27 protein-coding genes are annotated in these 24,900 nt (G+C 63.6%); 13 read left to right on the top strand and 14 right to left on the bottom strand.

Going from position 1 to position 24,900, the window contains the following annotated elements; all coding sequences use genetic code 11:
- Positions 1 to 85: 85 nt before the first annotated feature.
- Entirely contained in the window at positions 86 to 217 is a 132-nt protein-coding gene (locus ACYJ11_RS05090) for a hypothetical protein (RefSeq protein ID WP_461646961.1), read from the top strand.
- Between the two features lie 5 nt (positions 218 to 222).
- Here ACYJ11_RS05090 and ACYJ11_RS05085 read toward each other — a convergent pair whose 3' ends face one another.
- The 3 genes from ACYJ11_RS05085 to pdxT form a co-directional block, all read right to left on the bottom strand.
- Entirely contained in the window at positions 223 to 2,160 is a 1,938-nt protein-coding gene (locus tag ACYJ11_RS05085; protein ID WP_461646960.1) for a PAS domain-containing sensor histidine kinase, read from the bottom strand.
- 63 nt (positions 2,161 to 2,223) lie between these two features.
- The gene (gene hisE / locus ACYJ11_RS05080) at positions 2,224 to 2,520 is read right to left on the bottom strand and encodes a phosphoribosyl-ATP diphosphatase (RefSeq protein ID WP_005537195.1); all 297 of its coding nucleotides are present in this window, start codon (positions 2,518 to 2,520) and stop codon (positions 2,224 to 2,226) included.
- A gap of 36 nt (positions 2,521 to 2,556) precedes the next feature.
- On the bottom strand, positions 2,557 to 3,150 hold the full coding sequence (gene pdxT / locus ACYJ11_RS05075; protein WP_461646959.1) for a pyridoxal 5'-phosphate synthase glutaminase subunit PdxT: 594 nt from the start codon (positions 3,148 to 3,150) through the stop codon (positions 2,557 to 2,559).
- A gap of 166 nt (positions 3,151 to 3,316) precedes the next feature.
- Here pdxT and ACYJ11_RS05070 point away from each other — a divergent pair, with 166 nt between their 5' ends.
- Entirely contained in the window at positions 3,317 to 4,351 is a 1,035-nt protein-coding gene (locus ACYJ11_RS05070) for a PrsW family intramembrane metalloprotease (RefSeq protein ID WP_461646958.1), read from the top strand.
- Here ACYJ11_RS05070 and ACYJ11_RS05065 read toward each other — a convergent pair.
- Positions 4,348 to 4,926 carry a riboflavin synthase gene (locus tag ACYJ11_RS05065; protein ID WP_170096852.1) on the bottom strand — a complete coding sequence of 193 codons (579 nt, stop codon included), beginning with the start codon at positions 4,924 to 4,926 and terminating at the stop codon, positions 4,348 to 4,350. The genes ACYJ11_RS05070 and ACYJ11_RS05065 overlap by 4 nt on opposite strands.
- 128 nt (positions 4,927 to 5,054) lie before the next feature.
- Between ACYJ11_RS05065 and ACYJ11_RS05060 the strand changes: the two genes are divergently transcribed.
- Positions 5,055 to 5,201: a hypothetical protein gene (locus tag ACYJ11_RS05060; protein ID WP_188975265.1), complete on the top strand. Its 147-nt coding sequence runs from the start codon at positions 5,055 to 5,057 to the stop codon at positions 5,199 to 5,201.
- Here the strand turns inward: ACYJ11_RS05060 and ACYJ11_RS05055 are convergent.
- Both ACYJ11_RS05055 and gap read right to left on the bottom strand, forming a co-directional pair.
- Entirely contained in the window at positions 5,198 to 6,400 is a 1,203-nt protein-coding gene (locus ACYJ11_RS05055; protein ID WP_461646957.1) for a phosphoglycerate kinase, read from the bottom strand. The genes ACYJ11_RS05060 and ACYJ11_RS05055 overlap by 4 nt on opposite strands.
- Positions 6,401 to 6,724: 324 nt before the next feature.
- Complete coding sequence (gene gap, locus ACYJ11_RS05050) at positions 6,725 to 7,729, bottom strand: type I glyceraldehyde-3-phosphate dehydrogenase (protein ID WP_461646956.1); 1,005 nt, start codon at positions 7,727 to 7,729, stop codon at positions 6,725 to 6,727.
- 200 nt (positions 7,730 to 7,929) lie between these two features.
- Here gap and ACYJ11_RS05045 point away from each other — a divergent pair, with 200 nt between their 5' ends.
- Positions 7,930 to 8,316 (top strand): Hsp20/alpha crystallin family protein, encoded by a 387-nt coding sequence (locus ACYJ11_RS05045; protein ID WP_004590910.1) that lies wholly within the window; start codon positions 7,930 to 7,932, stop codon positions 8,314 to 8,316.
- A gap of 56 nt (positions 8,317 to 8,372) precedes the next feature.
- On the opposite strand, the gene ACYJ11_RS05040 is transcribed toward ACYJ11_RS05045, so the two are convergent.
- Positions 8,373 to 9,236, bottom strand: a complete 864-nt coding sequence (locus tag ACYJ11_RS05040) for an ATP-grasp domain-containing protein (RefSeq protein WP_461646955.1) — start codon at positions 9,234 to 9,236, stop codon at positions 8,373 to 8,375.
- Positions 9,237 to 9,411: 175 nt separating this feature from the next.
- Between ACYJ11_RS05040 and ACYJ11_RS05035 the strand changes: the two genes are divergently transcribed.
- Complete coding sequence (locus ACYJ11_RS05035; RefSeq protein ID WP_461646954.1) at positions 9,412 to 9,843, top strand: universal stress protein; 432 nt, start codon at positions 9,412 to 9,414, stop codon at positions 9,841 to 9,843.
- 67 nt (positions 9,844 to 9,910) lie between these two features.
- Here the strand turns inward: ACYJ11_RS05035 and ACYJ11_RS05030 are convergent, their stop codons facing one another.
- Entirely contained in the window at positions 9,911 to 10,108 is a 198-nt protein-coding gene (locus ACYJ11_RS05030) for a hypothetical protein (RefSeq protein ID WP_170096858.1), read from the bottom strand.
- 245 nt (positions 10,109 to 10,353) lie between these two features.
- A complete protein-coding gene (locus tag ACYJ11_RS05025) occupies positions 10,354 to 10,887 on the bottom strand; it encodes a 50S ribosomal protein L16 (RefSeq protein WP_004515406.1) in 534 nt (177 codons plus the stop codon).
- Between the two features lie 218 nt (positions 10,888 to 11,105).
- Here ACYJ11_RS05025 and ACYJ11_RS05020 point away from each other — a divergent pair, with 218 nt between their 5' ends.
- Positions 11,106 to 12,104 carry a glutathione S-transferase family protein gene (locus tag ACYJ11_RS05020; RefSeq protein WP_461646953.1) on the top strand — a complete coding sequence of 333 codons (999 nt, stop codon included), beginning with the start codon at positions 11,106 to 11,108 and terminating at the stop codon, positions 12,102 to 12,104.
- Positions 12,105 to 12,212: 108 nt separating this feature from the next.
- Positions 12,213 to 12,680 (top strand): type IV pilin, encoded by a 468-nt coding sequence (locus ACYJ11_RS05015; protein WP_461647375.1) that lies wholly within the window; start codon positions 12,213 to 12,215, stop codon positions 12,678 to 12,680.
- A gap of 36 nt (positions 12,681 to 12,716) precedes the next feature.
- On the opposite strand, the gene ACYJ11_RS05010 is transcribed toward ACYJ11_RS05015, so the two are convergent.
- The gene (locus ACYJ11_RS05010; RefSeq protein ID WP_461646952.1) at positions 12,717 to 13,769 is read right to left on the bottom strand and encodes a TrmB family transcriptional regulator; all 1,053 of its coding nucleotides are present in this window, start codon (positions 13,767 to 13,769) and stop codon (positions 12,717 to 12,719) included.
- A 175-nt stretch (positions 13,770 to 13,944) separates the two neighbouring features.
- Between ACYJ11_RS05010 and ACYJ11_RS05005 the strand changes: the two genes are divergently transcribed.
- Positions 13,945 to 15,960, top strand: a complete 2,016-nt coding sequence (locus ACYJ11_RS05005; RefSeq protein ID WP_461646951.1) for a glycoside hydrolase family 15 protein — start codon at positions 13,945 to 13,947, stop codon at positions 15,958 to 15,960.
- Positions 15,961 to 16,104: 144 nt separating this feature from the next.
- On the opposite strand, the gene ACYJ11_RS05000 is transcribed toward ACYJ11_RS05005, so the two are convergent.
- Both ACYJ11_RS05000 and ACYJ11_RS04995 read right to left on the bottom strand, forming a co-directional pair.
- A complete protein-coding gene (locus tag ACYJ11_RS05000) occupies positions 16,105 to 17,271 on the bottom strand; it encodes an ABC transporter ATP-binding protein (protein ID WP_461646950.1) in 1,167 nt (388 codons plus the stop codon).
- Positions 17,272 to 17,363: 92 nt separating this feature from the next.
- Positions 17,364 to 19,454, bottom strand: a complete 2,091-nt coding sequence (locus ACYJ11_RS04995; protein ID WP_461646949.1) for an alpha-amylase family glycosyl hydrolase — start codon at positions 19,452 to 19,454, stop codon at positions 17,364 to 17,366.
- Between the two features lie 211 nt (positions 19,455 to 19,665).
- On the opposite strand from ACYJ11_RS04995, the gene ACYJ11_RS04990 reads away from it, so the two are divergent.
- The 3 genes from ACYJ11_RS04990 to ACYJ11_RS04980 are packed head-to-tail and all read left to right on the top strand — an operon-like array spanning position 19,666 to position 23,009.
- Positions 19,666 to 20,958, top strand: coding sequence for an extracellular solute-binding protein (locus tag ACYJ11_RS04990; RefSeq protein WP_461646948.1), 1,293 nt, complete (start codon positions 19,666 to 19,668; stop codon positions 20,956 to 20,958).
- A 9-nt stretch (positions 20,959 to 20,967) separates the two neighbouring features.
- The gene (locus ACYJ11_RS04985) at positions 20,968 to 21,930 is read left to right on the top strand and encodes a carbohydrate ABC transporter permease (RefSeq protein WP_461646947.1); all 963 of its coding nucleotides are present in this window, start codon (positions 20,968 to 20,970) and stop codon (positions 21,928 to 21,930) included.
- Entirely contained in the window at positions 21,930 to 23,009 is a 1,080-nt protein-coding gene (locus ACYJ11_RS04980; protein WP_005537220.1) for a sugar ABC transporter permease, read from the top strand. Before ACYJ11_RS04985 ends, ACYJ11_RS04980 begins: the two co-directional genes overlap by 1 nt.
- On the opposite strand, the gene ACYJ11_RS04975 is transcribed toward ACYJ11_RS04980, so the two are convergent.
- Together ACYJ11_RS04975 and ACYJ11_RS04970 are read right to left on the bottom strand one after the other, a co-directional pair.
- Complete coding sequence (locus ACYJ11_RS04975; protein ID WP_461646946.1) at positions 23,006 to 23,602, bottom strand: DUF4864 domain-containing protein; 597 nt, start codon at positions 23,600 to 23,602, stop codon at positions 23,006 to 23,008. The genes ACYJ11_RS04980 and ACYJ11_RS04975 overlap by 4 nt on opposite strands.
- A 57-nt stretch (positions 23,603 to 23,659) precedes the next feature.
- The gene (locus ACYJ11_RS04970) at positions 23,660 to 24,382 is read right to left on the bottom strand and encodes a sugar phosphate nucleotidyltransferase (RefSeq protein ID WP_461646945.1); all 723 of its coding nucleotides are present in this window, start codon (positions 24,380 to 24,382) and stop codon (positions 23,660 to 23,662) included.
- 75 nt (positions 24,383 to 24,457) lie between these two features.
- Between ACYJ11_RS04970 and ACYJ11_RS04965 the strand changes: the two genes are divergently transcribed.
- Positions 24,458 to 24,616: a hypothetical protein gene (locus ACYJ11_RS04965; protein ID WP_461646944.1), complete on the top strand. Its 159-nt coding sequence runs from the start codon at positions 24,458 to 24,460 to the stop codon at positions 24,614 to 24,616.
- A gap of 41 nt (positions 24,617 to 24,657) precedes the next feature.
- On the top strand, positions 24,658 to 24,843 hold the full coding sequence (locus ACYJ11_RS04960; protein ID WP_005537226.1) for a hypothetical protein: 186 nt from the start codon (positions 24,658 to 24,660) through the stop codon (positions 24,841 to 24,843).
- The last annotated feature ends 57 nt before the right edge of the window (positions 24,844 to 24,900 follow it).

The raw sequence follows: 24,900 nt of genomic DNA, 5'->3' as shown, positions 1-24,900 counted from the left end.
CGGCCGGCGATTGAATCGACAGCCGAGCAGTCTGACACCGAATCGCAGACAACCCTTATCAACTCCGGTAACTCTCAGTAACTACATGACAGAGACGATGACGAAGTCGAAAGCAGACGACCCGGAGCGGGCGCATCTCGCGGACGTTGAGGACGGCTGTGGCTGTACCGAAATCTGGGAGCACATGAGCGAAGCCCGCGACGAAGACGACGACTGAGCGCCCTATTCTTCCGACACCACGTCGACACCAGTAAACTCGAAGCGTGCACCGCCGGCATCGCTTTCAGTGAGCGTAACCGTCCAACCATGTGCAGCGGCGATCTGTGAGACAATCGAGAGCCCGAACCCGGTGCCGTCAGTCGTCGTCGAGTAGCCGCTTTGGAACACCGTCTCCCGGTCGGATTCGGGGATGCCCGAGCCGTCATCCGAGACGGCGAACCCCCCCGGAATCGCACTCATCGTTATTGTCACGCCCGGACCGTCGTAGTCGCTGGCACCGCCAGACTGCATCTGCTCGTCCGTGGCGCTGTGCTCGATGGCGTTTCGGATCAGGTTCTCCAGCAACTGCTTGAGCCGCGTCGCATCTGCCTGTATCTTGCGGTCGGTGTCGACCACCAGCGCTGCGTCGCCGGTGTCGACGACCTCCCAGCAGTCCTCGACTGCCGTTTCCAGTGCCACCGTTTCCATTTCGGTGATGCTGTCGCCGGTCCGGGCCAGCAACAGGAGGTCGTCTATCAACGCCTGCATCCGGTCGAGTGCCTGCTCTATCGCAGCGACGTTGTCGTCGTCACACTCCTCTTTCAACGAACCCAGCCGACCGATAGCGACGTTCAGAGGGTTGCGAAGGTCGTGACTGACGACTGTTGCGAACTGTTCCAGACGGTCGTTTTGCGTCGACAGTTCCTGCTCACGGTCACGGAGCTGTTTGTCGCGCTCGACGGCGGCGAGGGCCGCCTCCATGTTTGCCGCGAGGACCCGTCCAGCGACGATGTCTGCTTCGTTGAAAGCGTCGATAGTCGCCGATGCGGCGATGAGAAGGCCGTGTTCCCCCAGTGGCAGATATAGCTCGCTGCGTATCGGCGTCTCGGGGTTCTGCACGTCCTCTTCCAGCCGCACGTCTGGAACTGCAGTCGCCTCGCCACGTTCGTACACCCGCCAGGCAATGCTGTCGCCCTGCTCGAACGTTGGGATATCACCGACCAACTCCCGAGCCGACGCGGTCGCGGCGACGGGTTCTAACTGCCCGTCATCGTTGATGAGGTGGACGGCGTTTGCGTCAAGTCCGATAATCTCCGCGGCGGCGTTGACACCGATACCGGCGACTTCGTTGTGGACTTCGGCGGCCATCAAGTGCCGGGTGGCCTCGTGTAGCGCTTCGAGTCGATGCTCGCGCTCGTCGGTATCGCTTCGGTCGCTGATGACCGACACTGTGCCGTCGTTGCCGTCCCAGGTCACGTCACAGGCTGTGATGCTGGCTTGGACGCTGTTGCCGGCCAGCGTTCGTATCATCCGTCTGACCTGGCCAGCCGTCCGGTCGTCCCCGACGACGCGTTCGACGGTCTCGACTCCGCCGTCAGCCGTCGGTTCGACGAGGTCAGTCAGCGGCCGGTCGCGGAGTTCGTCGCTGTCGGCGGCACCGAACAGTTCAGTTGCCGCCGGGTTCGCGTACACGACGGTGTCGGCGACGCTGACGAGAACCGCATCGCTCGTTGCGTCGAGAATCTGTTTTGTCCGTGTCTGTGCGGCGTCGGCTGTTGCTTTCGCTCTGACTCGTTCGACTGTGTTTCGGATTCGCTGCGCGAGTATGGCGTACTGCTGGGACCCATGTCTTTTTTGAATATAGTCAGTGACGCCGGCCGAGACTGCCTCGCTTGCGAGCGACTCGCTCCCCTGGCTTGTAAACAGCAGAAACGGCATGTCCGGGTCTCTGGCGCGGACCGTTTCCAGAAACTCCAGCCCGTCGATACCGGGCATGTCGTAGTCACTGACGATACAGTCTACGTCGTGTTCGTCCAGATACGACAGCCCGTCCGCAGCGCTCGTGACGCCGGTGGCGTCGATCGCCTCGTCGTTGCGTTCGAGATGTGTCGCGATCAGATCTGCGTACGACGGTTCATCATCGACACAGAGGACTGTAATGCCCGACACCACATGGCCCATACCTCCTGATATGAACTGTATCCGTGTCAATCTATCGTGCCCCTCTCCTGGTGACGGGTCGCCTTACCGCCGCTTGGCCAGTTCTGTACGCAAATCGTCGACATCCATCTCCTTCATCGACAGCAGAACGAGCAGGTGATAGACGATGTCGGCCGACTCGTGGGCCAACTCCTCGGTGTCGTCGTCCTTGGCCGCCAGAATCAGTTCCGTGGTCTCCTCGCCGAGTTTCTCCAGTACGGCGTTTTCGCCCTTCTCGTGGGTGAACAGCGACGCAGTATAGGAGTCCTCTGGAAGGTTCGCCTTGCGGTCCTCAATGACAGCGAACAGTTCGTCGATAACGTCACCGGTGTCGTCGCTCATAGCCGCCGTTCGGTCAGCGGGGCCTTCAGGCCGTCGCTACGACTCCACCGAGTCGAAAAAGGCCAGATCGTGGATGCGCGGGTCCTCGGTCAGTTCGGGGTGGAACGACGTGCCGACGACCGGTCCGTCACGGACGGCGACCGGACGGTCGTCCCACGTCGCCAGCACTTCGACGTCCTCGCCGACGTAGTCGATGACCGGTGCGCGGATGAACACCGCCGGGAACGAGTCGTCAAGCCCGGTCACGTCAAGCGGGGCCTCGAAGCTGTCCTTCTGTCGCCCGAAGGCGTTGCGTTCGACGGAGACGTCGATGACGTTCAGCGTGTCGACGCGGTCGTCCTGTGCGTCGGTCGCGCTAACGATGAGCCCGGCACACGTCGCCAGCACCGGCTTGCCGGCCTCGACATGAGATTCGATTTCCTCTGCGATGCCTTCCCGGTGGATGAGCCGCGAAATCGTGGTCGATTCCCCGCCCGGTAGCAACAGGACATCGCAGTCCGGGACCAGGCCTGCCTCGCGTATCTCGACGACCTCCGCGGTCCGGTCGTGGGCCGCTGCTGCCCGCTCGATTGCGTCCCCGTGTTCAGAGACATCGCCCTGAACCGCGAGTACACCCGCGCGTAGCGTCATATATCCCTGTTGGTGACCCCGTGCGAAAAGCCTCTCGTCTCCTGCAAGTGTCCGTTCTGGCAGCGACTGTCCTGACTGAATACAGTGACAGCCATACCGCCGCCCAGTGCTCGCTCGGTCATACCCGAACCAAACGGTTAGGTGAGGCGGACTGTAGACGTGGCACATGGGAAAGCGACGGCAGGACCCGGTCGAGGTAAACGCTGACGGGTCTGCTGACCTCTACGAGATATCGACTTGGGAGCCCCGGTCGACACTGGACCGGTTCGCCCACTGGCTCTACCACATCGGAATACGGACGCTGCGGTATCTGGTTGTCCTCACAGCTATCGCGATTCTCCTCCTGCAGGTCGCGTTCGGGAGCCTCGGCGCGCTCGGCGACCAGCCGCTGTTTGCTGGGATGGCGATTCTCTCTGCCGTGCCAGCGCTCGGCCTTGCGGCCTACATCTACTACGCCGACGTGACCACGCAGGAACCGCTAACGCTGCTCGTGGGGACGTTCCTCCTTGGCGTGCTGTTCGCCGGTTTCGCGGGCGTACTCAACGGGTTCCTTGGCGAACCGGTGCAAACAATCGGTTCCGGGTTCGGACTCGTACCGTTCCTCGGTCAGGTGTTCGTTTTCTTCCTCATCGTCGGTCCCGTCGAGGAGACAGTGAAGTTGCTGGCGGTGCGCCTGTACGCCTTCCGCGACAACCGTTTCGACGCCGTCGTCGACGGTGCAGTGTACGGTGCCGCCGCCGGCCTTGGCTTTGCGACCATTGAAAACGCGTTGTATATCACCCAAAACGCCGAGATGGCTACGGGGACGGTTGAGTTACTCGCGGCCAGTAGTGACATCACCGCGGTCAGAGCACTCGCAGGACCGGGACACGTCATCTACTCGGCCTTCGCCGGCTACTACCTCGGTCTGGCGAAGTTCAACCCCGATGATGCCGGCCCAATCGTGCTGAAGGGACTGCTCATCGCTTCGCTCATCCACGCCGTCTACAACACGCTGGCCGGCCCAGTTACCGCCATCGTGGCCACGATATACAACGTCGACTTCCTCGTCGCGTTCTTCGGATTCGTCATCGTGTACGACTCATTCTTCGGCCTGCTGTTGCTGAAGAAAGTTCACACCTACCGGCGGGCCTACAAGCGCGCTCATGAGGACCCGGACGAGACTGCGCTTCGGCCGGAACAGACCGAGTTCGACCCTTAAACCAGCTGTTCGACGTACTTCGCGACTACGTCGACCTCCAGATGTACCGGATCGCCGACCGTCTTCTCCGACAGCGTCGTCTCGGCGTACGTCGTCGGGATGATCGCCACGTCGAACTCCTCGGAGCGCCGGTCGGCAATAGTCAGGCTGATGCCGTCGACCGTTATCGACCCTTTCTGGACTAGATAGTCCCGATGGTCCTCGGGCAGAGAGAACGTGAACGTCCAGTCCTCGCCTTCCTGCTCGATACCGACGATTTCGGCCGTCGTATCGACGTGGCCCTGTACGATGTGGCCGTCGAACCGACCGTCGGCGGGCATCGCCCGCTCGAGGTTCACCTGATCACCGCCTGCAAGATCGTCGAAGAACGTCCGGGCAAGGGTTTCCTGAGCGAGAAATACCTCGAACCACTCGCCGTCGGCTGCTTTCTCGACGGTGAGACAGACGCCGCTGACGCTGATCGACTGGCCGTGGTCGAGTCCCTCGAACGGCGCGCCGATCCGCATCCGACGCCCGCCCTCGTCGTCAATAACCGCCTGCACCTCGCCGGTCGTCTCGACGATTCCGGTGAACATATGCCAGATACGGCGCGGCTGGCGGAAAGCACTTCGCTTCCCGGAGACATAATATAGACTCGGAATCGAGTAATTACTTACACCAATATTGCAGAAGGAATTTATCATCGCCGCTGGTAACGCAGTGTATGGCAGCCACGCCCGACGCTGACCACGACTGGACTGGCCGTCACGCACGGACGGAGCCGACCGAAACCGGGCGAATCGTCGAGGTGCCCGACGAAATAATCGAGGACTGGGACCTGCGACACGCCGAGACGAAAGGCCGCAGTTAACGCTGCAGCACTTCGACGCCGACCAGTTCCGCGCCGGTCAGTGCCCGGATGTAGGCCCCACCCGCGATAGAGACGTGGCCGAACTCGTCCTCTTCCATTCCGTACATCTCGATGGCTCGTGAGGTGTCACCGCCGCCGACGACGGAGAAGCAGTCGGTGTCGGCGATAGCTTCGAGCACGCCGGCGGTCCCGACCGAGAACCGCTCGTCCTCGAACATCCCCAGCGCGCCCTTCACGAAGACGGCCTCGGAGTCGCGGATGATCGGTGAGTACTCCATGACCGTCTCGCTCCCAACGTCGAGGTAGGAGACGCGCTTCTCCTCGATATCGTCGACGGCCTGCTCAGCGCGGTCACCGTCGTCTTCGTAGGCCAGATCGACCGCGAGCGTGATCTGGTCGCGGTGGTCTTCGAGCATGGACTCGATCTTTTCGCTGTTCTGTTCCCACTGCTCGTCGTAGAGGTTCGCGTCGTCGATGTCGTAGCCGACCGGGTAGCCAGCGGCTCGCAGGAACAGTTCGCCCGCGATACCGCCGAGCAGGAAGTCGTCGACCTTCTCATCGAGGTGAGTCATCACGTCGATGACGTCGGTGGCCTTCGTCCCGCCGACGACCATCGTCACCTGCCCGTCGAACTCCTTCTCGGCGATGGCGGTGTTGGCCTCGTACTCGGTCTCCATCACGCGGCCGGCGTAGGCGTCCATCACCAGCGGGAAGCCCACGAGCGAGGCGTGCGAGCGGTGGGCCGCGGAGTAGGCGTCGTTGATGTAGGCGTCGAACTCCCCGGCCAGCGTCTGGACGAACTCCGTCTGTGATTTGATCTCGGGGTCCTCCTCGGGCAGTTCGTCGTCGCACATCCGCGTGTTCTCCAGAACGAGCACGTCGCCGCCGTCGAGATCGGCGATGTCGTGAATCGCCTGTGGCCCGTAGGTCTCGTCGACGAAGTCCACATCGTGGTCGATGTGGTCGGCAAGGATATTTGCGTGTTGTTCGAGCGAAACGAAATCGTCGCGGCCCGGGCGACCCTGGTGGGCCAGCACCGCGACCTCGAACCCACGGTCGACGAGTTCGCTGATCGTCTCCGCGTGACGGTCGAACCGTCGATTGTCCTGTACCGTACCGTCCTCCACCGGTGAATTGAGATCGAGTCGGACGAGGACGCGCTGTCCGTCGTCGAGGTCATCGAGCGTCTGGAAAGTCATCACTCGGGAGGACACCTGCCGGCCGCTTAACGGTTTCCGAGTCCGAACAGCGAGTGGCCTGTTAGGGGGAGTAGCACCGGTATCTGCTCTGGTTGCCAACGCAAAAGTGAGGGTGGGAGAGGGGTGGGGTGGGGTGGGGAGTTGGTGGGGACACTTGCGCCGTACACAGCCGACGCCGGGACACGGCGCGTCAGCTGCGAACACGGGCTTGTGCCGACACACAGAGCCGACCAGTAGTCAGGTACTGGCTCAGGCTCTCTGTGTATAGTGTCTTTAGTGAATAATAATTATAAACTTTACTGGCGCTGCAAACCGTTTCTGCGCTTACTCGGTGATGTACTCGGCCACGTCGAGCATCCGGTTCGAGAAGCCGTACTCGTTGTCGTACCATGTGAGGATCTTCGTCATCCCGGAGACGACGTTCGTCGACTGCAGGTCGACCTGTGTGGAGTACGGGTCTCCGAGGATGTCGGAGGAGACGACATCGTCGCTCGTGACGCCCAGCACGCCTTCGAGTTCGCCAGCGGCGGCCTCCTCGAAGGCGGCGTTGACGTCGCTCTCCGTCACGTCGTCGTCGAGGTCGACGACGAATTCGGTGATGGAGCCGTTCGGCACCGGGACGCGGATGGCCATCCCGTCGAGCTTGCCCTCAAGTTCGGGCAGGACCTCGGTAGCCGCCTGCGCGGCACCGGTCGAGGTTGGGATGATGTTCTCGGCGGCCGCGCGGCGACGCCGGGGCTTGCCGTTCGGGCCGTCCATCAGGTTCTGGGAGCCGGTGTAGGCGTGGACCGTCGTCAGCTGGCCGGCGTTGATGCCGAACTCCTCGTCGAGAACCTTCGCGACCGGTGTGATGGAGTTGGTCGTACAGGAGGCGTTCGAGACGACGTCTTCGCCGTCGTACTCGTCGTGGTTGACGCCGTAGACGAGCTGTTTGACCGGCTCGTCGCCCTTCGGCGGCGCGGAGATGAGGACCTTGTCGGCCCCGGCGTCGAGGTGCTGGCTCGCGTCCTCCTTGGTGCGGAAGATGCCGGTCGCTTCGAAGGCGACATCCACATCGAGGTCTTCCCACGGGAGCTGTGTGGGGTCGGTTTCGTGGAAGATGCCCGCCTCGAAGTCGGTTCCCTCGACCGTGAGGACGCCGTCGTCGACGCTGGCACCTTCGAGTTCGCCCATGACGGTGTCGTACTGGGCGAAGTAATCGATCTCCGAATCGTCCATCACGTCGTTGATGCCGACGACCTCGACGTTGTCGTTGTGTAACGATGCGCGGAATACGTTGCGGCCGATACGGCCGAAGCCGTTGAGGCCGACGCGGACTGGCTCACTCATTGGTGTCTAGAGAGGCAGTCGGTCAGTGTAAAGTGTTTTCGGATTTGTTGTAAATTTGTGTTTGTTTATGCGTGTTCGGGCTCGAATGATTAATAGTGAGGGTGCTAGCCCGACTGAGGGTGCCCCTCGACAGTGTCAGCTAACAGGGACTAGGTTCGTCCGAAGGCTTTTGAAACGGACGGACGTACTGGTGTATAGGAATGAGACGCGATGACAGTGACGACCCGTTCGACGAGTTCTTCCGGGAAATAGAGCGGATGATGGACGAGATGATGGGGGCCGAAGGCGACGTCCACATCGACCGGGACACCGGTGGCGGCGGGGCCGATCTCCACGTCGACGTTCACGAAACCGACGAGGAGATCCGAGTCGTCGCCGACGTTCCGGGTGTCGACAAGGACGCGATCGACCTCAAGTGCGACGGCACTGTCCTCACGATCAACGCCGAAAGTCCAGAGCGCGAGTACCACGAACGACTGACCCTGCCGACCCGCGTAGACGAACACTCCGCCGCCGCGACGTACAACAACGGCATCCTCGAAGTCACCTTCGACCCCGAAGAGGACTCCGCGGACATCGAACTGTAGCGCTTCCGATACGCGGTTCTGGTTTTCTACGTGCCAGCAACAGCACGCTTGCTTCGCTACTGCTCCGCTGTTTTCCGTATCAACGCCGCCAAGTCGTCCCAGAAGCCGTCCTCGTACTTCGTCGCCGAATCGATCGTCGGCCGGGCGTTCGTCTCGTTGACGACCGCGCGGTCGTCGGTCACTAGCAGGTCGACGCCGAGGTACGGAATCCCCAGTTCGTCGGCCGCGTCTTCGGCCAGTTCCCGCAGCGCCGCTGGCAGTGCCTGCCCTTCCGCCTTGGCCCCGCGATGGACGTTGTGCTTCCATCGGCCCTGGTCACGACTCGCTTCGGGGAGGCGGCGCTCGACCGCGCCGACGTACTCACCGTCGACGACCATCACGCGGTAGTCGGCGGCGTCGGCGATGTACTCCTGCACGAGAAACGACTGGTCGCCGACCGCGCGGTAGTCGTGGACCAGATCGAGGTAGTCGACGATGCCGAGAAACGAATCCAGATCGTGGGCCTTGGCCACGCCGACGCCGCGGGTCGTCGAGTTCGGCTTCACGACTACGGGTGGGTCAAACCGCTCGAAAGCCGCCGTTAGCTCGGCCTCGCTCGCCGGGTTCGACACGACGACAGTCTCGGGAACCGGAACGCCTGCCCGGCCGAGACGCGCCAGTACGTCGGCCTTGTTTCGCGAGCGGAGAATGGCCTCGCGGTCGTTGACCCACGGCACGTCAAGCATGGCATCGGCGACTGCTCCCTCCATGATTCGAGAGGGATAGACGAAACCCACGTCGTATTCGTCGAACGGACTCTCATCGAGTGGCAGCGTCCGCTCGGCCGTCTCGACGTGGCCCACCTCGATGTCCCGGGCCGCCAGCGGGGCCTGCATCCGCTCGAAGGTCTCGGCGTTCGTGGCGACGGCCAGTCTGTGCATGGTGTTTCGTTGTCTTGGACGAATAAAACACGCTCGCAGCCCACAGTCGAAGCCCTGTCGCGCGCCGCCCTCCGGCCACTACAACCCACAGAATGTTGGGTTGTGTGGATGAATACGCAGCTATCTCCGATTTTGTCAAATAAATACTAAGTGTTCTGGGGGAAATTGGCCACGTATGTACGACGATATTCTCTTTCCGACCGACGGGAGTGACGGTGCAGACGAGGCGCTCGCACACGCGCTTGAACTGGCGGAGACGCACGACGCGACGATTCACGTGCTCTCTGTCGTCGACTCGACGTATCTCGGGAGTGCCGCGGCAGAAGCAACGACCATCGAATCGCTACAGGAACAGACTGAACAAGTCATCGACGAGACTGTCGACGAGATCACCGACCACGGCGCGGCCGTTGTCGCCGAGCACCGAATGGGCGACCCATACGAGGAGATTATCGACTACGCAGCGGCTTCGGGTGTCGATATGATCGTCATGGGAACCCACGGCCGGAGCGGTCTGGACCGGTTTCTGCTGGGTAGCGTCACCGAGAAGGTCGTTCGGACGGCGGACGTGCCGGTGTTGACGGTCCAGTTGTCCGGCAACACGTAGCGGGCAACCGGTAGCAGCGCCGGTCACCAGTGTTGTGTGGCGGTCGTTTCCCAGCCGTTTTGCCGAGTCACTCGCCGCCACGACGCCGCCGGAGCACCCACAGCACGAGGAGCGCGCCCTCGACGCGGGCGGCGCTGTACACCCACGGGCGAAGGTTGATCTCGTCACCATCTGTCGTTGCGAGCCCCATCCAGAAGTCGACGACTTTCCGGGGCCGGAGCAGTTCGAAGACGCCGAGGGCAAGGAGTGCGAGTCGGAGTACCATACGTGGAAGTACGCGGGACGGGTGCAAGAGTATTATGGGTACTGGTAACATGAAACAAAAAAGCGGCTACGACTGTGCTGTCTATCGACTGGGGCACCACTCGGTACTTTTCGGAGCGGCGCGGAAAAACGAAGTCGGGACGGTTGCTCCGCCGTCCAAACGGTGAGCGAACGCCGCTGTCTGATTTACTTGATCGGCTGCTCTTCGCGCGCTCTGCGAACGGTGAAAAGACGTTGCTGATTGACTTACGCGATCAGCAGTTCTTCGCCCCGCTCGACCTTGATGCGGCAAGAGGGCGTGATCTTGTTGTAGGCACGGCGGAACGCTTCCTTGACGTGCTCTGCGTCCTCGACGTTGCAGTAGGCGGTGAACAGCTGTTCGCCAGCCTGGACGCGGGCGGCGGTGCCGACGATCTTCCCGAAGGCGGCACGCATCCCGTCGGAGACACGGTCGGCCCCGGCACCGGTCGCCTGCTTGTTCTCGCGCAGGACCTGGTGGGGGAACTTCCGCAGCGTCATCTTGTAGTCACCCTCTTCGCCGATCTCCTTGATCAGGTGGCGGTTGGCCGACAGGCGGGAGGCTTCCAGCGAGCCGTGACGGAGCTGGACGGTCTCCTCGACGATGAGGCTGATCTGGACGGGGTAATCGTCGGCGTCCTTCTGTTTGCGGCCCATCTTGTGCTGTGCGATCTTCGACCCGGGAATGCCTGTGATGTATTCGCGTCGGGTGTACGCGGGCTTGTCGATGTCCCGGTACATTGAGGCGGGTTTGTCCGACATAGGTACTCTTGGAGGATACGTCGCCGAGCGGCCCAATAAGGGCTTCGAACCCGCCCGGCGGCGTGTCGCGGTGTCCCATACACCGGCCCGCGACCGCGAGCGGCCCCAGACTGACCGTTGCTGGGCACCCGCTCTCGGTAGTATCGGGAAACGGTGTTGGTCCGGTAACACCGCTGTCACCGCGCTCTTTTAGGCTTTGCACGCGTACGACTGTTACCATGAATATGCTCGTCGACGGCGAGTGGCGGACCGACGCGTACGAAACGACAGACGAGGACGGGGCGTTCGACCGGCAGGACACGACCTTCCGTGACCGGGTCGAGGCCGACCCCGACGCGCGGTTCCAGCCCGAGGCCGGCCGGTACCACCTGTATGCCTGTCGCGCCTGCCCGTGGGCCCACCGGATTCTGGTCGCCCGGAAGCTGCTGGGGCTCGAAGACGCCATCACCGTCGACTACGTCGACCCGTTCCGCGGCGAGGACGGCTGGCAGTTTACCCCTGAGAAAGACGGTTGCACGCCGGATACGGTCAACGGATCTGACTACCTTCGTGAAGTCTACGTCGCGGCCGACCCCGACGCGACCTGCCGCGTGACGGTTCCGGTGCTGTGGGACAAACAGGAGGAGACAATTGTCAACAACGAGTCAGAGGAGATCCTCCGGATGCTCGATACTGAGTTCGACGACGTGGCCGACAACGACGTCGACCTCTACCCCGAAGGCTACCAGGACGAGGTCGACCGTATCATCGACGATATCTACGAGCCCATCAACAACGGCGTCTACCGCTGTGGCTTCGCGAACAGCCAGTCAGCCTACGACGAGGCCGTCGAGGAGCTGTTCGACGCGCTGGACCACTGGGACGCTGTCCTCGAAGATCAGCGCTTCCTCGCTGGCGACCGCCTGACTGAGGCGGATATCTGTATGTTCACGACGCTCGTGCGATTCGACGAAGTGTACCACACCCACTTCATGTGCAACCACAAGCTCATCCGCGAGTACGACAACCTCTGGCCGTACCTCCGGGACCTCTACCAGCTCCCCGGTGTCGCCGAGACGGTGAACATGGACCACATCACGGAGCATTACTACACCACGCACCCCGACGTGAGCCCGAAGCGCATCGTCCCGATAGGCCCCGATCCCGACTTCGAGGCTGCCCACGACCGCAACGAACTGCCGGGCAACCTCCCCGAAACGCTACTTCCGACGGCGTAACCGGGCAGTTTCGCGGCCGGATATCGAACGCTGAGCCGACGCTGTTCCTTTTATACACCCAGCTCTCACCTGTGGTCAATGAGTCGGGTAGATGGGCGAAGTCGGGCCGTGAGCCCAGTCATCGGCGTCGTCATCCTCGTCGGAATTGCTGCAATTCTCGCGGCCACCGTCGGCGTGTTCGCGCTCGGTTTCAGCGAGCAGCGACCCACGCAGGCACCGCAGGTCGCTATCGTGGCCGACTACAACGAGCGGACCACCGGTAACGGGGAGTATCTGAACCTCAGCTTCAGCAGTGGTGAAACCGTCTACAGGGCCAACCTCACTGTTGTCGTCTCCGGTGCCAAGCGAGCTGACGGCAGCGCCGTGACGCTCGACACCGATCCGATACAGGCACAGGCTTCGACGCGGATCACGTCAGGGACACAGATCACGATACATCAGGGACAGTTCACTGGGAGCGGCGCACCGCTGGACCTGAGCGACGCGACGCTTCGACTCGTCTGGAACCCCGTGGACGATCCGGAGTCGGAAACGTACGTCATCTACCGCTGGCCGGACCCGAGCCAGCGTAACTGAACGGCTGTTTCGGCCCCGCTGTCGGACTGGCTCTCCTCACTCGGCTAGCGAGAGCGTGACTTCGTCGGTTTCGTAGTCCTCGATGAACGATCCGGGGCCGCCCAGCGAGACAGTCCGGTCGCCGATGTCGACGACCAGCGTGTGTTCGATGGGGTAGGAGTTGGTCTCCGGCTCGACCAGGCCCTGTTTCGTCTCGACGACGGTCCCCTCGATGGTGGTGGTGTCGTCGTCGGCCTGTACCGCCCGTACATCCGCGGAGACGTGGATGTCGTGGTCGGCGCGCAGATGGAGCGTCGCCTGGAGGACGGCGTGGCGGAAATCGTGGTAGGTGGCCGGGAGCGAGGCCGGGTCGGTGACGGTCTCCTCGGTGGCCATCAGCCAGTAGTTCCCGAGGAACGACCCCGACAGCACAGGGACGAGCTGTTGCTGGACGAAGGCAATAGCACGCTGGTCGGAGTTGGTGCGTGTCACCATCTCGGTCGGGGAGACGAGACCGAACTGGGCGTCGACGGTGAGCATTATCGGCATCGGCTGGTCCCACGACCGGACCACGGAGGCCAGCCCGCTCGCGTCGTCAGGGCGCAGGCCGTCGGCGCTGCTGACGACAAGCATCGCGAGGACGCCGCGGTCGACGGCCGCGGCCAGTTCCTCAGCGATTTCGGGGAGGTACTGCTGTGGAACCGACAGCATGATCTCGCGTTCCGCGTTTCTGATGTACTCCGTGAGTCGCTTGATGACTGTCACCCGCGACTTGATGACGTCGAACTGCTGGGGTTCTCGCGCACTCGCGGAGTAGCGTGAATCGAGCGCCCCGCTCATCTCTTCGAGCCGGTCGGTCAGGGCGTCGATGACCTCCTCGGGCGGCCGGGCGCGGATCGTCGTGGGCACGACGTGGTCGTCGACCTCGATGAACCCGCGATCTTCGAGCGATTCACTGATGCTGTAGACGTACCGTTTCGAGACACCGGTGTCGTCGGCGATTTCGCTGGCCGTGGCCTCGCCGCTGCCGAGAATCGACAGGTACGTGTCGACTTCCTTCTCGGACAGACCCAGTTGCCCCAGCCTGTCCCTGAGAGTCGAATCGTCCATCTGTTCACATCTGGTAACGGCGGCGGATAATTGTGTTTCGGTGCTGTATGGCCCGCCAACACCTCCGAAGCCGCCGCAACGGAACCGTATCGTCGACTAGCCCACCACCGCTGTTCACAAGAATGAAAAACTATTACACCATATTTTATATTCCTCGCAGTGGTGTCTCTCACCAATGACGCTCCGGACGGCACTTAACGACTTCAAGCGGACCCGGGACCGCCGTCACCAGTTCCCGGGCGAGTTCCGCTCTACGACGGGCACTTTCTCCGGACTCGACAGCCGGTTGGTGCACGTCGACAGCGACGGCTCGCTGCGGGACTACTCCTATCCGCTGTGTGGGCTCACGGGGATCGACCGCTCGCGGTTCGGTATCGACACGGGTTCGACGACGTGGTTCAGCGCCGACGCCGACCAGCGGTATCGCGGTGACGCAGGCGTCGTCGAGACCACCCACGACTGCGGCGATTGGGCCGTCGTCCAGACGGACTGTACTATCGAGCAGGCTCACGTCACCCGGTTCGAACTTCGTGGCGACGCACCCGCCGACGTGTCGCTTCGGGCGTTCGTCGATTTCGCACCCGACGGGCGGGACGGCCGACAGAGCCTGCTGATGCACGGAAACACCGTCGAGGCCTATCACCGGTCCGAACACGACTTCGTCGGTGTCTCTACCGAACTCGACGCCGTTCAGGGCCAAATCCCCGAGCGGTTCCCCGAACTCGTTGACGACGACCCGGTCTCGTTTCCCCGGACCACTGGGGAGCGACGGTACGAGGATACGACGCTGACCGGTGGCGTCCTGCTGTCCGCGCCGTTTGTCGACGGGGGCGTCACACTGGCGACGCTGCTGACGGACACGGACGACACCGACCGCGACGCGGCGCTGTCGACCATCGACCGGCTGGTGAGCGACCACACCTCGGAGACATTGCTCGAAACAGGCCAGGCACAGCGGCGGTGGAGCGTCCCCGCGGACACGCCGAGTCGCGAAAGCGTCGTGGCCGACCTCCGCGTCCTCTCGCTCCTTTCGGCCACGAACGGTGCCAGAATCGCCGCGCCGGACTTCGACCCGTACTACGTCACCTCCGGCGGCTACGGCTACACGTGGTTCCGCGACGACGCGGAAATCTCGGCGTTCCTGCTCGAAGCCGACGGGACGTTCGACCTCGGACTCGATTCGTGGCACCAGCGCTCCGCCGAATTCTACTGTCGCACGCAGCAACCGGACGGGAGCTGGCCCCACCGCGTCTGGCCCGGCGACGAGACGCTCGCGCCGGGCTGGGCGAACGCCCGGCTCGAAAGCGGCTCGGACGCGGACTACCAGGCCGACCAGACCGCGAGTGTCACCAGCTTCCTCGCGACGTATCTCCGGACCGGCGACCCGGCCGACCCGGAGTGTATCGAAGCCACACTCGGGCGCGCCGTCGAGAGCATCGACGACACGCTGGCCGACGACGGCCTCCCCGTCGCCTGCCAGAACGCCTGGGAGAACATGCAGGGCCGGTTCACGCACACCGCCGCGACCTTCCTGCACGCCTACGCGGCCGTCGCCCGCGCGCCCGTCTGTGTCACGCTCCGAGACCACGCCCGGTCACAGGCCGAAACAGTGCTGTCCTCGCTGGACGCGCTGTGGACCGGTGACCGCTACGCTCTCCGCGAACACGACGGGACCATCGACGACCGACTGGACTCCGCGACGCTGGCCCTCCCCGCCGCCTGTCGCGTCGCCACCGAGGCCATCGACCTGCCCACGGAGACCCGTGATCGGCTCTCTACCCACGTCGAGACGACACTCGACGGGCTGGAACGGGACACCGGCGACATCCGCGGCCTCGTCCGCTTCGAGGGCGACGACTGGCGGTGTGGCTCACAGGACCGCGAGAAAATCTGGACCGTCTCGACGGCGTGGGGCGCAAACAGTGCCGCCCAGCTGGGTGCGCTCCTGCGTGATGCCGACGACAGCCGAGCGATGGCGGCCTACGCCCGGTCCCGGGATCTGCTGGGGGAGATTCTCCCCGGCGGCTCGCTCGTTCAGTCCAGCGGCTACCTCCCCGAACAACTGTTCGACGATGGGACGCCTGACTGTGGCACGCCGCTCGGCTGGCCCCACGCACTCCGGCTGGCCACTGTAGCCCACCTCGATGACGCCGGGGAGCTCACTGCCGAACCACTGAGCGCCCGCGAGTGAACTGCTGGGTCACTGGTCGTCCGCGGGTACCCTCTTTCGCGGACCGCGCTGCTTGACGTCCGAAAGCGTAGCGGATGGCCGTAGGGACTCTATAACTAGTCGAAAACAGCGACTACGTCTGAATTTGGAGCACTGGCTATCGCCCTACTGCGGCGTCGCGACAGGCGCGTCCTCGCCGGCCGTGACCGCCTCGCCGGTCTCTGTATCGAACAGGTGCACGGCAGATTCGTCGAACGACACCTGCACGCGGTCACCGATGGCCGGCTCCACGTCGGTGCTCACCCTGGCAATGAAATCCGGTGCGCCGTCGCCCTCGAATCCGGTCTTCGATTCACCCAGGTCGAGATAGAGGTAGTTGTCGCTGCCGATGGGTTCGAGCACGTCGACCGTCGCCGGGACGGCGTTCTGGTCGCCACCGTCGCTGACCGAAACGTGTTCCGGTCGGATACCCAGCACGTACGACCCGCGCTGGCTGTCGCCGAAGGCACTGGCGCGGCCGCCCGTGAGGTCATAGGCGAAGTCGCCGTGCGCGCCGGTGAGCTCTACGCCGCTGCCAAGTGGTTCCGCAGTCACGTCGAGGAAGTTCATCGAGGGCGAGCCGACGAAGCCGCCGACGAACTGGTTCGTCGGGTTCTCGTACACCGTCTTCGGCCGGCCGGCCTGCTGGAGTTTCCCGTCGTTGAGGATGACGATGCGGTCGCCCATCGTCATTGCTTCTTCCTGATCGTGGGTGACGTAGACGGCGGTAATTCCGAGCTCCTCTTGCAGGCGCTGAATCTCCGTCCGCATCGTCGTCCGGAGCTTCGCATCGAGGTTCGATAGCGGCTCGTCAAAGAGGAACACGTCTGGTTCGCGGACGATAGCGCGCCCGAGCGCGACCCGCTGCTTCTGGCCGCCGGAGAGCTGGTCCGGCGTGTCATCGAGCAGGTCCCCGATACCCATCATCTCCGCTGTCTCGGTGACTCGCCCTTGCCGTTCCTCCTTCGAGAGGTCCGTGCTCATCCGGAGGCCAAAGGCCATGTTCTGTCGGATAGACTTGTGCGGGTACAGCGCGTAGTTCTGAAACACCATCGCGACGTCGCGCTTGCGGGCGTGAACGTCGGTCACGTCCTCGTCGCCGATGCGGATACGGCCGTTCGTCGGCCGCTCAAGCCCGGCAATCATCCGTAGGGTCGTCGATTTCCCACACCCCGACGGGCCGACGACCGTTACGAACTCCCCGTCGTCGATGGACAGATCGATGTCGTCGACCGCCACGATGGAGCCACCGTCGAACTCCTTGCGGAGACCGTCTAGTTCGAGACTCGCCATTACACAGAGTCTCACACCCGATGCTAATAAGTTTGATGGGATTTTTCATAGAAGTTCTAGCAGAGTCGATGCAGGCATGGAACCGAGCCCCGTCAGCGGCCGTTCGGCGCTGATACCACAACGATATCGCCGACCTCGACCGTCCCGTCGCTGCCGACCGGGTCACCGCTGAGAAGGTCAGTGTCCGCGACCGGGGTGTCGAGTGAGACGCTCACCGTGCCGTCGCCGAAGTGCAGGACGACCACCAGCGTCTCGTCGCCGTCGGTGCGCTCGTACGCGACGACGCTGTCCGCATCGCCCGTTTCGACGGTGTAGGGAATCGGGTGCACCCCGGGCGCGCGCAGTGCGGTGTGGTCCGACCGCAGTGCCACTAGTCGCCGGTGGAAGTCGGTTAAGTCGTTGTCGCCGTCGTGCCAGCGCATCGTCCCGCGTTGCTGTTTGACGCCGCGCTCCTGCCCGGCGTATATCATCGGCGTCCCGGGGAGGGTGAACGTGGCCCCGACAGCCGCCCGTAGTGACGCGGCCCCGTACTTGTCGAGGTAGCGGTCTTCGTCGTGGTTGTCGACGTACCGCATGTGGCCGGCACGGTCGGGATAGCCGTGCTCGGCCGTCGCGTCGAGCGCCTCGAACAGCGCCGACGCCGGTTCCTCGCCGGTCCCGATCTCGCGGAGCGTGTCGAACAGGTCCGTGTCGTAGTGGACATCGAACTCGTTTTCGGCGAAAGCGGCGTCACGCGGGACTGTCTCGTCGAGCAGCAGGAACTCTGGGTCGTCGGCTTTCACCCGCTCCCGGACCTCCTTCCAGAACCCGTGTGGCACGCCCCAGGCCACGTCACAGCGGAACCCGTCGACCACGTCGCGCCACTCGTCGACCACGTCGAGCATCCAGCGCCGGACGTCGAGCGAGTCGTAGTTGAGGTTTGGGATCCGCGTCCAGTTGAAGTAGTGTCCCGGCGCGTCTTCGCCCGCCCAGTCGACGTCGGAGACATCCTGCGACGCCGGGATTCGCTCGTAGTAGTCGGCGTACTCGGGGACGCCGGCTCGGTGAAGCTGGAACGCCGGATGGTCCCGCGAGCTATGATTGATGACCAGGTCGAAGACGACCCGAATCCCCGCGTCGTGGAGTCGGTCGACCAGCGATTCGAACTCTTCGCGTGTTCCCAAGTCCTCGGCGGTGTCGAAGAAATCAGTAATGTGGTAGCCGTGCCGGGTCGGACTCGCCTGAATGGGGGTGAGCCACACCACGTCGACGCCCAGCGACTCGATGTAGGGGACCCGCCGCTCGATGGCCTCGAAGGTCGTGTCGACGGTCTCACCGGCGAACGACCGGACGAATATCTCGTAGATGGTGGCGTCGCTGGCCCAGGCCGGCGGGTCGGCCGGCCGCGAGACAGATACCGTCTCGCCCGCGCCTGCGTCCTCGCTTTTCCTGCCACATTCCACGACTAGCGTGTCCGCGACACTGTGGCGCTCGGCGACGGCGACCGCGTGAACGCGGGCCGTTTCGGGCAGTGCTTCGCCTGGGACTCGGAGTTCGTCACCGTCGGTGGTCACGGCCGACTCTCCCAGCGTGTCTCGGCCGTCAAGATGGAACTCGACTTCCGGTTCGCTTCCCGACGGGGCCGCGCGGGCGTCTGCCGCGACGACGAGGTCCCCGTCCTCTGTCTCGCCGGTGAGTTCGACCCGAGGGCGACCCGGTCCCTCGACGGTAACCTCGTCAGTCGCGGTCGATTCGAAGGAGCCGTCGAAACTGAAAATCGCGTGGTGGGTCCCCGGCGGGAGTTCGGTCTCGATCACCCATTCGTCGCCGTCGCGCTCGGCCCAGTGGGTTCCCATCGTGAAGTCGTTGAACTTCCCGATGACGATGGCGCGATCGGCGACGGCGAGGTCGCCACCGTGTTCGAAGTCGTCCGCCGTGACGCTGAACTGGACCGCCTCGGTGACCTTCGGGAACGCTCGGACGACTTGCTCGTGTGTGCCGTCCGGTGCGGTTAACTCGGCTCGATAGACACCCGGTGTGTCTGGTTCGAGGTGACTGATTGGGCCGTCGCCAAGCGTTGCCGTACTCGCAGCTGGCCGCTCGACTAGCCGCCACTCGGCAGCCATGTCGGGGTCGGGCTGACGCGGGGCCAGTTCGACCGATTCACCGACGGCGGCGAACCGCGGCGGGCCTGGATGATGCATACGCCTACGGTGCGGGGACGGTACTGTGAGTGTTACGTTTCGAGCTGAATTTAAGAAAAACTATCACATCGTAATTTCCGGCCGCTTGGGTTCACTAAAACCGACACACATCGGAGCAATTCGCTGTCGAGTCTCGGAATCTATCATCATTGTATCCTTCTATTTCCGAATGATTTAAGTTATGAAGGACTATTTCATCCAATATCTATCCATGACAATGGAACGACGGACCGTGCTCAAGCGGATCGGCGGCGTTGGTGCGGCTGCAGCCCTGGCTGGCTGTAGTGTGCAAGAGCAGGGCAGTGGCGGCTCGGACGGGGGAACGGCGTCAGGTGACGGGTCGGGCGATGGGTCAAGCAGCGGGTCCGACGGCGGGAGCCAGCAGTCCGGCGGGACCGCGACGGCGTGGTACCAGCTCCAGGATTCGGAGATCCCCGCACGCAAGGACGCGATGGAGACGTTCACGAGCGAGACGGAGTTCGCCGTCGAGGGGTCGGACATCTCCAACATGGAAAAGAAGACCACGAGCGCGATTCCGGCCGGGCAGGGGCCGGAGATCTTCGAGTGGGCGCACGACTGGGTGGGCGACTACTACCAGCGCGAGTTCGTCGTCGACCAGTCCGACGAACTTTCCGTGAGCTTAGACCAGTTCACGGACGCCGCCGCCTCCGCCGTCCAGTTCGACGACGCCGTCGTCGGCCTCCCGCACTCGGCGGAAACGGTGACGCTCATCTACAACTCCGATATCGTCGACGAACCGCCTGAGACTATCGACGATATGGTGGCGACAATGGAGGAGTACCACGATCCGAGCAGCAGCCAGTACGGCCTCGCCGCGCCGTTTGATCCGTACTTCACGAGCGGGTGGATACAGGCCTTCGGTGGCTACTACTTCGACCCGGAGCAGGACCCGGCGCTCGGGCTGGATGCCGACGAAGCCGTCGAAGGGCTTCAGTTCGCCCTCGACACCCTCCGTCCGTACATGCCCGACGACCCGAACTACGAACCGCAGGCCGCGACGTTCTCCGAGGGGAACGCCGCCTTTGCGGTCAACGGGCCGTGGTACCTGGCGACGCTGAACCAGAGCGACGTGAACTACGAAGTGGCGACGTTCCCTGCCATCGACGGCGGCGAGGTGACGCCGTACACCGGCATCTCGATGTGGTACTTTGCGGACGCGATGAGCGAGGGCGGGGCCGACGCCACGGCCGCCCGGAACTTCGTCGAGTGGTTCGCCACCAACGAGGACCACGCGACGCGGCTCGCCGAGGAGCAGGGCGCGATTCCGGTGCTCGACAGCCTCGTCGGCAGCGACGAACTCCCCGACCACGTCCAGACGTACTCCCAGACCGTCAGCCAGGGAATCCCGATGCCGACCGACCCGCGCATGAACAAGGTGTGGTCGCCGCTTGAGAACGCTCTCATCGAAGCGTTCAACGGCGACGCGAGCGCCGAAGACGCACTGACGACCGCCGCCGAGGAAATCCGTAGCAACTGGGAGTGAGAAACGCCCATGAGTACGGTTTCACGAGCGGCGGACCGGATCGAGTCGGTCCCGTTTCTGACGCGGGACGACGCGTCGTTACTGCTAGTGCTCCCGGGACTGTTCGTGTTCTCGGCGTTCATGCTGTTCCCGGTGCTTTACCTGCTGGGGATCTCGTTTACCAACGCCGAGCCAGCGAACCTGTTCGCCGGCGAGGGCGTCGTCGCCGTACTCACGTTCGGTGACGCGCTGTTCGTCGGGCTGGAGAACTACGCCGACGTGCTGACCGATGGCCAGTTCTGGAATTCATTCGGCGTTACTTGGCTGTTCGTCGCCACGAGTGTCACGCTCAAGATCGGGGCGAGCCTGGCTATCGCGCTCATCGTGACCAGCGACCTCGTCCGTGGCAAGCGCGTTCTGCGCTCGCTCATCATCTTCCCGATGGGCCTGCCGCCGATCTTCACGATCACCGTGTGGCGCGGCATCTTCAGCTCCGCCGAGTTCGGGCTGATGAACCAGCTGCTGACCGCGTTCGGGGCGAGTTCGGTCGCGTGGCTCTCGGGCCGCTGGACCGCCTTCATCGCATACAACGTCACGGAGGCGTGGCTGGCGTACCCGTTCATGGTCATCATCACCGTCAGCGCGCTACAGGACGTACCCGAGGAACTCCACGAGGCGGCCGTCGTCGATGGCGCGGGGTTCCTCGCACGCTTTGCGCACATCACGCTTCCGTCAATCAAACGGCCTGTCCTGTTTGCGTCGATTCTGACATCTGCGGCGTCGTTCCAGCAGTTCCTCATTCCGTTCGTGTTCAACCAGGGCGGCCCGGCGCGGGCGAACGAACTCATCGTCGTCTACGGCTACCGTGAGGCACTGTCGTTCCAGCAGTACGGCCGTGGTGCGGCCATCAGCATCATCGCGCTCGTGTTCATCGGCGCGTTCATGTGGCTCAACGTCAAGAAAGGCAAGCTCGCCGACGGGGTGAACGACTGATGTTGCTCGGTGCAATCGCCAGGAAGCTCGGCGACGACATCAAGACGTTCGCGACGATGCCAGCACGGACGGTCCGAAAGTGGTCTTACACCGTGCAGGCGGTCCGTCGGGGCGAACTGCCCGCGTCCGAAGTTCTGAAGGTCATTCTCTCGACCATCGGTGCAACGCTGGTGGTGCTGGCGCTGCTCTTCCCGATCTACTGGATTCTGATGGCGGCCCTCTCCGGTTCCGGAAGCTCGCTGTACACGTCCGAGAGCTTCTCGCTGTTTCCCGCGAATCCAACAGTCAAACCGTTCATCTGGGTTATCGGCGACCTCATCGTCCCGTCATATTCGATCTCCGCCGCCATCCCGTTCACCGACCTCGCCTTCGTATTCCAGACGCCGGGGATCGAAATTCTGGACGCCTCCGACTACGGCGTCAACCGCCCGTCGGATTTCAAGCACTTCCTCTGGAACAGCCTCATGGTGGCGATTCCGACCGTCCTTATTGCGATGTCGCTCATCATTCCGGCAGCCTATGCCCTCTCGCGCCGTGAGTTCCTCTTCCGGCGGAAGATCCTGTTCCTCTACGTCCTGATGACGCAGGTCGGTGGCGGTCTCGGCGTCGCCCTGCTCATCGGGATGTACGCGCTGTACGTCCAGTTCGGCATCAACGACAGCAAGCTGGCGCTTGCGGTGTACTACGCGGCGACCGCTGTCCCATTCAACACCTGGCTACTGAAGACCTACATGGACGGCATTCCGGTCTCCTACGAGGAGGCCGCCGTCGTCGACGGCGCGCCGCCGTGGCGGGTCGTCACGGAGGTCATCATTCCGATGTCGACTGCCGGGCTGGCGACGGTGTTCATCTTCGTCTTCCTCACCGGCTGGACGGAGTTCGTCGTCGCCCAGACGCTGCTGGGGACGGAGAACTACACCCTGCCGGTCGGCCTGTACGCGATGGTCGACGAGTATTCCATCCCATGGGCGCGCTTCTCCGCGTTCGCGCTCACCTTCGCCTCGCCGATCATGCTGGCGTATCTGTTCGCCCAGCGCTACATCGAAGGCGGCCTCTCCTTCAGCGGGATGGAAGGTTAGGCCGGCGCGACGCCAGCCGTCATCCAGCAGCCTTCGTAGGGCGCTTCGGTCTGCTTTTCGACCGTCCACCGGTAGCTCGTCGTCGTCCCGTTCCCGTTGACCACGGTCACCGGCTGTGACGCGGTGTTGCCGTCGCGGTCCAGCGGTCCGTACCGCACGCCCGTCGCGTTCAGGAGCGGTTCGAACCCGCACTGGATTGTCCGGACGAAGTTCGAGTACGGTCCCGTCAGGTCCCGGTTCGACGGGGACGCGAACTGCCACGTGGTGTTGATGCCCTCGTTCGTCTTCGGGTCGTTGTTCTGCAGCGCCAGCACCTGGATGTGGACGACGAGTCCCGGCGGCCGCTCGCAGTTCGGTCGCAGTTCGAGGACTCGCGGCTGTGTTACCGCTGACCGGTTGGCGTCGACGGAGACGTTCCCCCAGTAGCTCCCCTCGTCCGTCGCTTCCACCGCCTGTGGCTCCTCTGTCGGCACGGTGGCGGGCGTTATCGTCGGTTCCGGCTCTGTTTCCCCAGTCCCGAAAAACGCACCACAGCCCGCCAGTGAGACGAAAACGGCGAGTACGACGAGTACGAGCGGCCGGCTGGCTGTCATACCCCTGTATTGGGGCGGACTGCCTTCGGTGTTCTGTCGGGGACGACGAGTCGCCTGTCAGCGGTCGACGCTCTCGCTGAGTCGCTGCTCGACCGCATCGATGTCGCTCGGCTCGTTGACGTTGTGACACCACCCCTCCAGTTCGACCGCCTCGACCCGGTGGCCGGCGCTCAACAGCAGGTCGATTGCGTCGGGCAGTTCGTACTCGCCACGCTCGGAGGGGCGCGTCAGCGCGCAGGCGTGGCCGATGGCCGGTTCGAACGCGAAGAAGCCTCGGGTGACAAGCGTCGACGGCGGGTCCGACGGCTTCTCGACGAGGCCGGTCACCCCGCCTTCGCCGTCTACCGTGACAACACCGGTCGACCTGGCTTCCGCCCGCGACACGTCCTCGACGAGCAGCGTCGCGCTGGCGTCGGTCTCGCGGTGTCGGTCGAGCGCGTCGCCAAGGTTTGCCCGGCAGACGTTGTCGCCGTTCAGCACGACGAAGGTGCCGTCGACGGCGGAACTGGCCTGTTCGAGCGCGTGCGCCAGCCCCAACTGCTCGTCCTGCTGGACGTACGCTATTGGCGTGTTCTGGTACTGGTCGCCGTAGTGAGACCGGATGTCGTCGCCGCGGTAGCCGACGACGACCACCAATCGGTCGACGCCGACCGACAGCAGCGTCTCGAAGCAGTGTGTCAGCAGTGGCTTTCCGTCCACCTCGACGAGTCCCTTCGGTTTGTCCGCAGTGAGCGGCCGCATCCGCGTCCCTTCGCCGGCAGCGAGTACGACGCCGTCCATATCCGGCCCCACGCTCGGGCCGGCTAAATGCCTGTGGGCGAGCGGGTTTTGTCCGTGGTCTGCCAACCCCGACGTATGGTCGAGGAGTGTGACACCTGCGGCCGGTCGGTCTCTGCCGAGGAAGCCATTCGACGGGAGACGTTCGCCGACCTCGACACCGACCGCTGGCAGACGCTGTGCTGTCCAGACTGTGGTGCGCGGCTCCGGACGATATTCGTCGGGCCGGACTCCTGACGGGGAAAGAGACAGGTGGCAGCAGTGTGTGGGGCTGGCACATGGAAGACGAAGCGTGGCGCTCGGTCGACATCATCCGGGACAACGACGGCGTACCGCACGTCCTCCAGCAGAAGATGCTGGTGTTCACCAGCGGCGTCTCCGAGGAGTCGGCTGGCTACACGAAGCCAGCGATGGAACACCGGCTCGTACCGCTCAAGGAACTCACGAAGTTCGGGCAGTCGTAACGACCAGCCGTCGGGGCAGCCAGCGCTTGGACAGCTAGCCGGAGACCAGACCAGTTG

The sequence above is a fragment of the Haloarcula sp. H-GB5 genome (assembly GCF_054850705.1).
The sequence above is the reverse complement of the archived record's forward strand: the minus strand, read 5'-3'. Positions and strand labels throughout refer to the sequence as shown.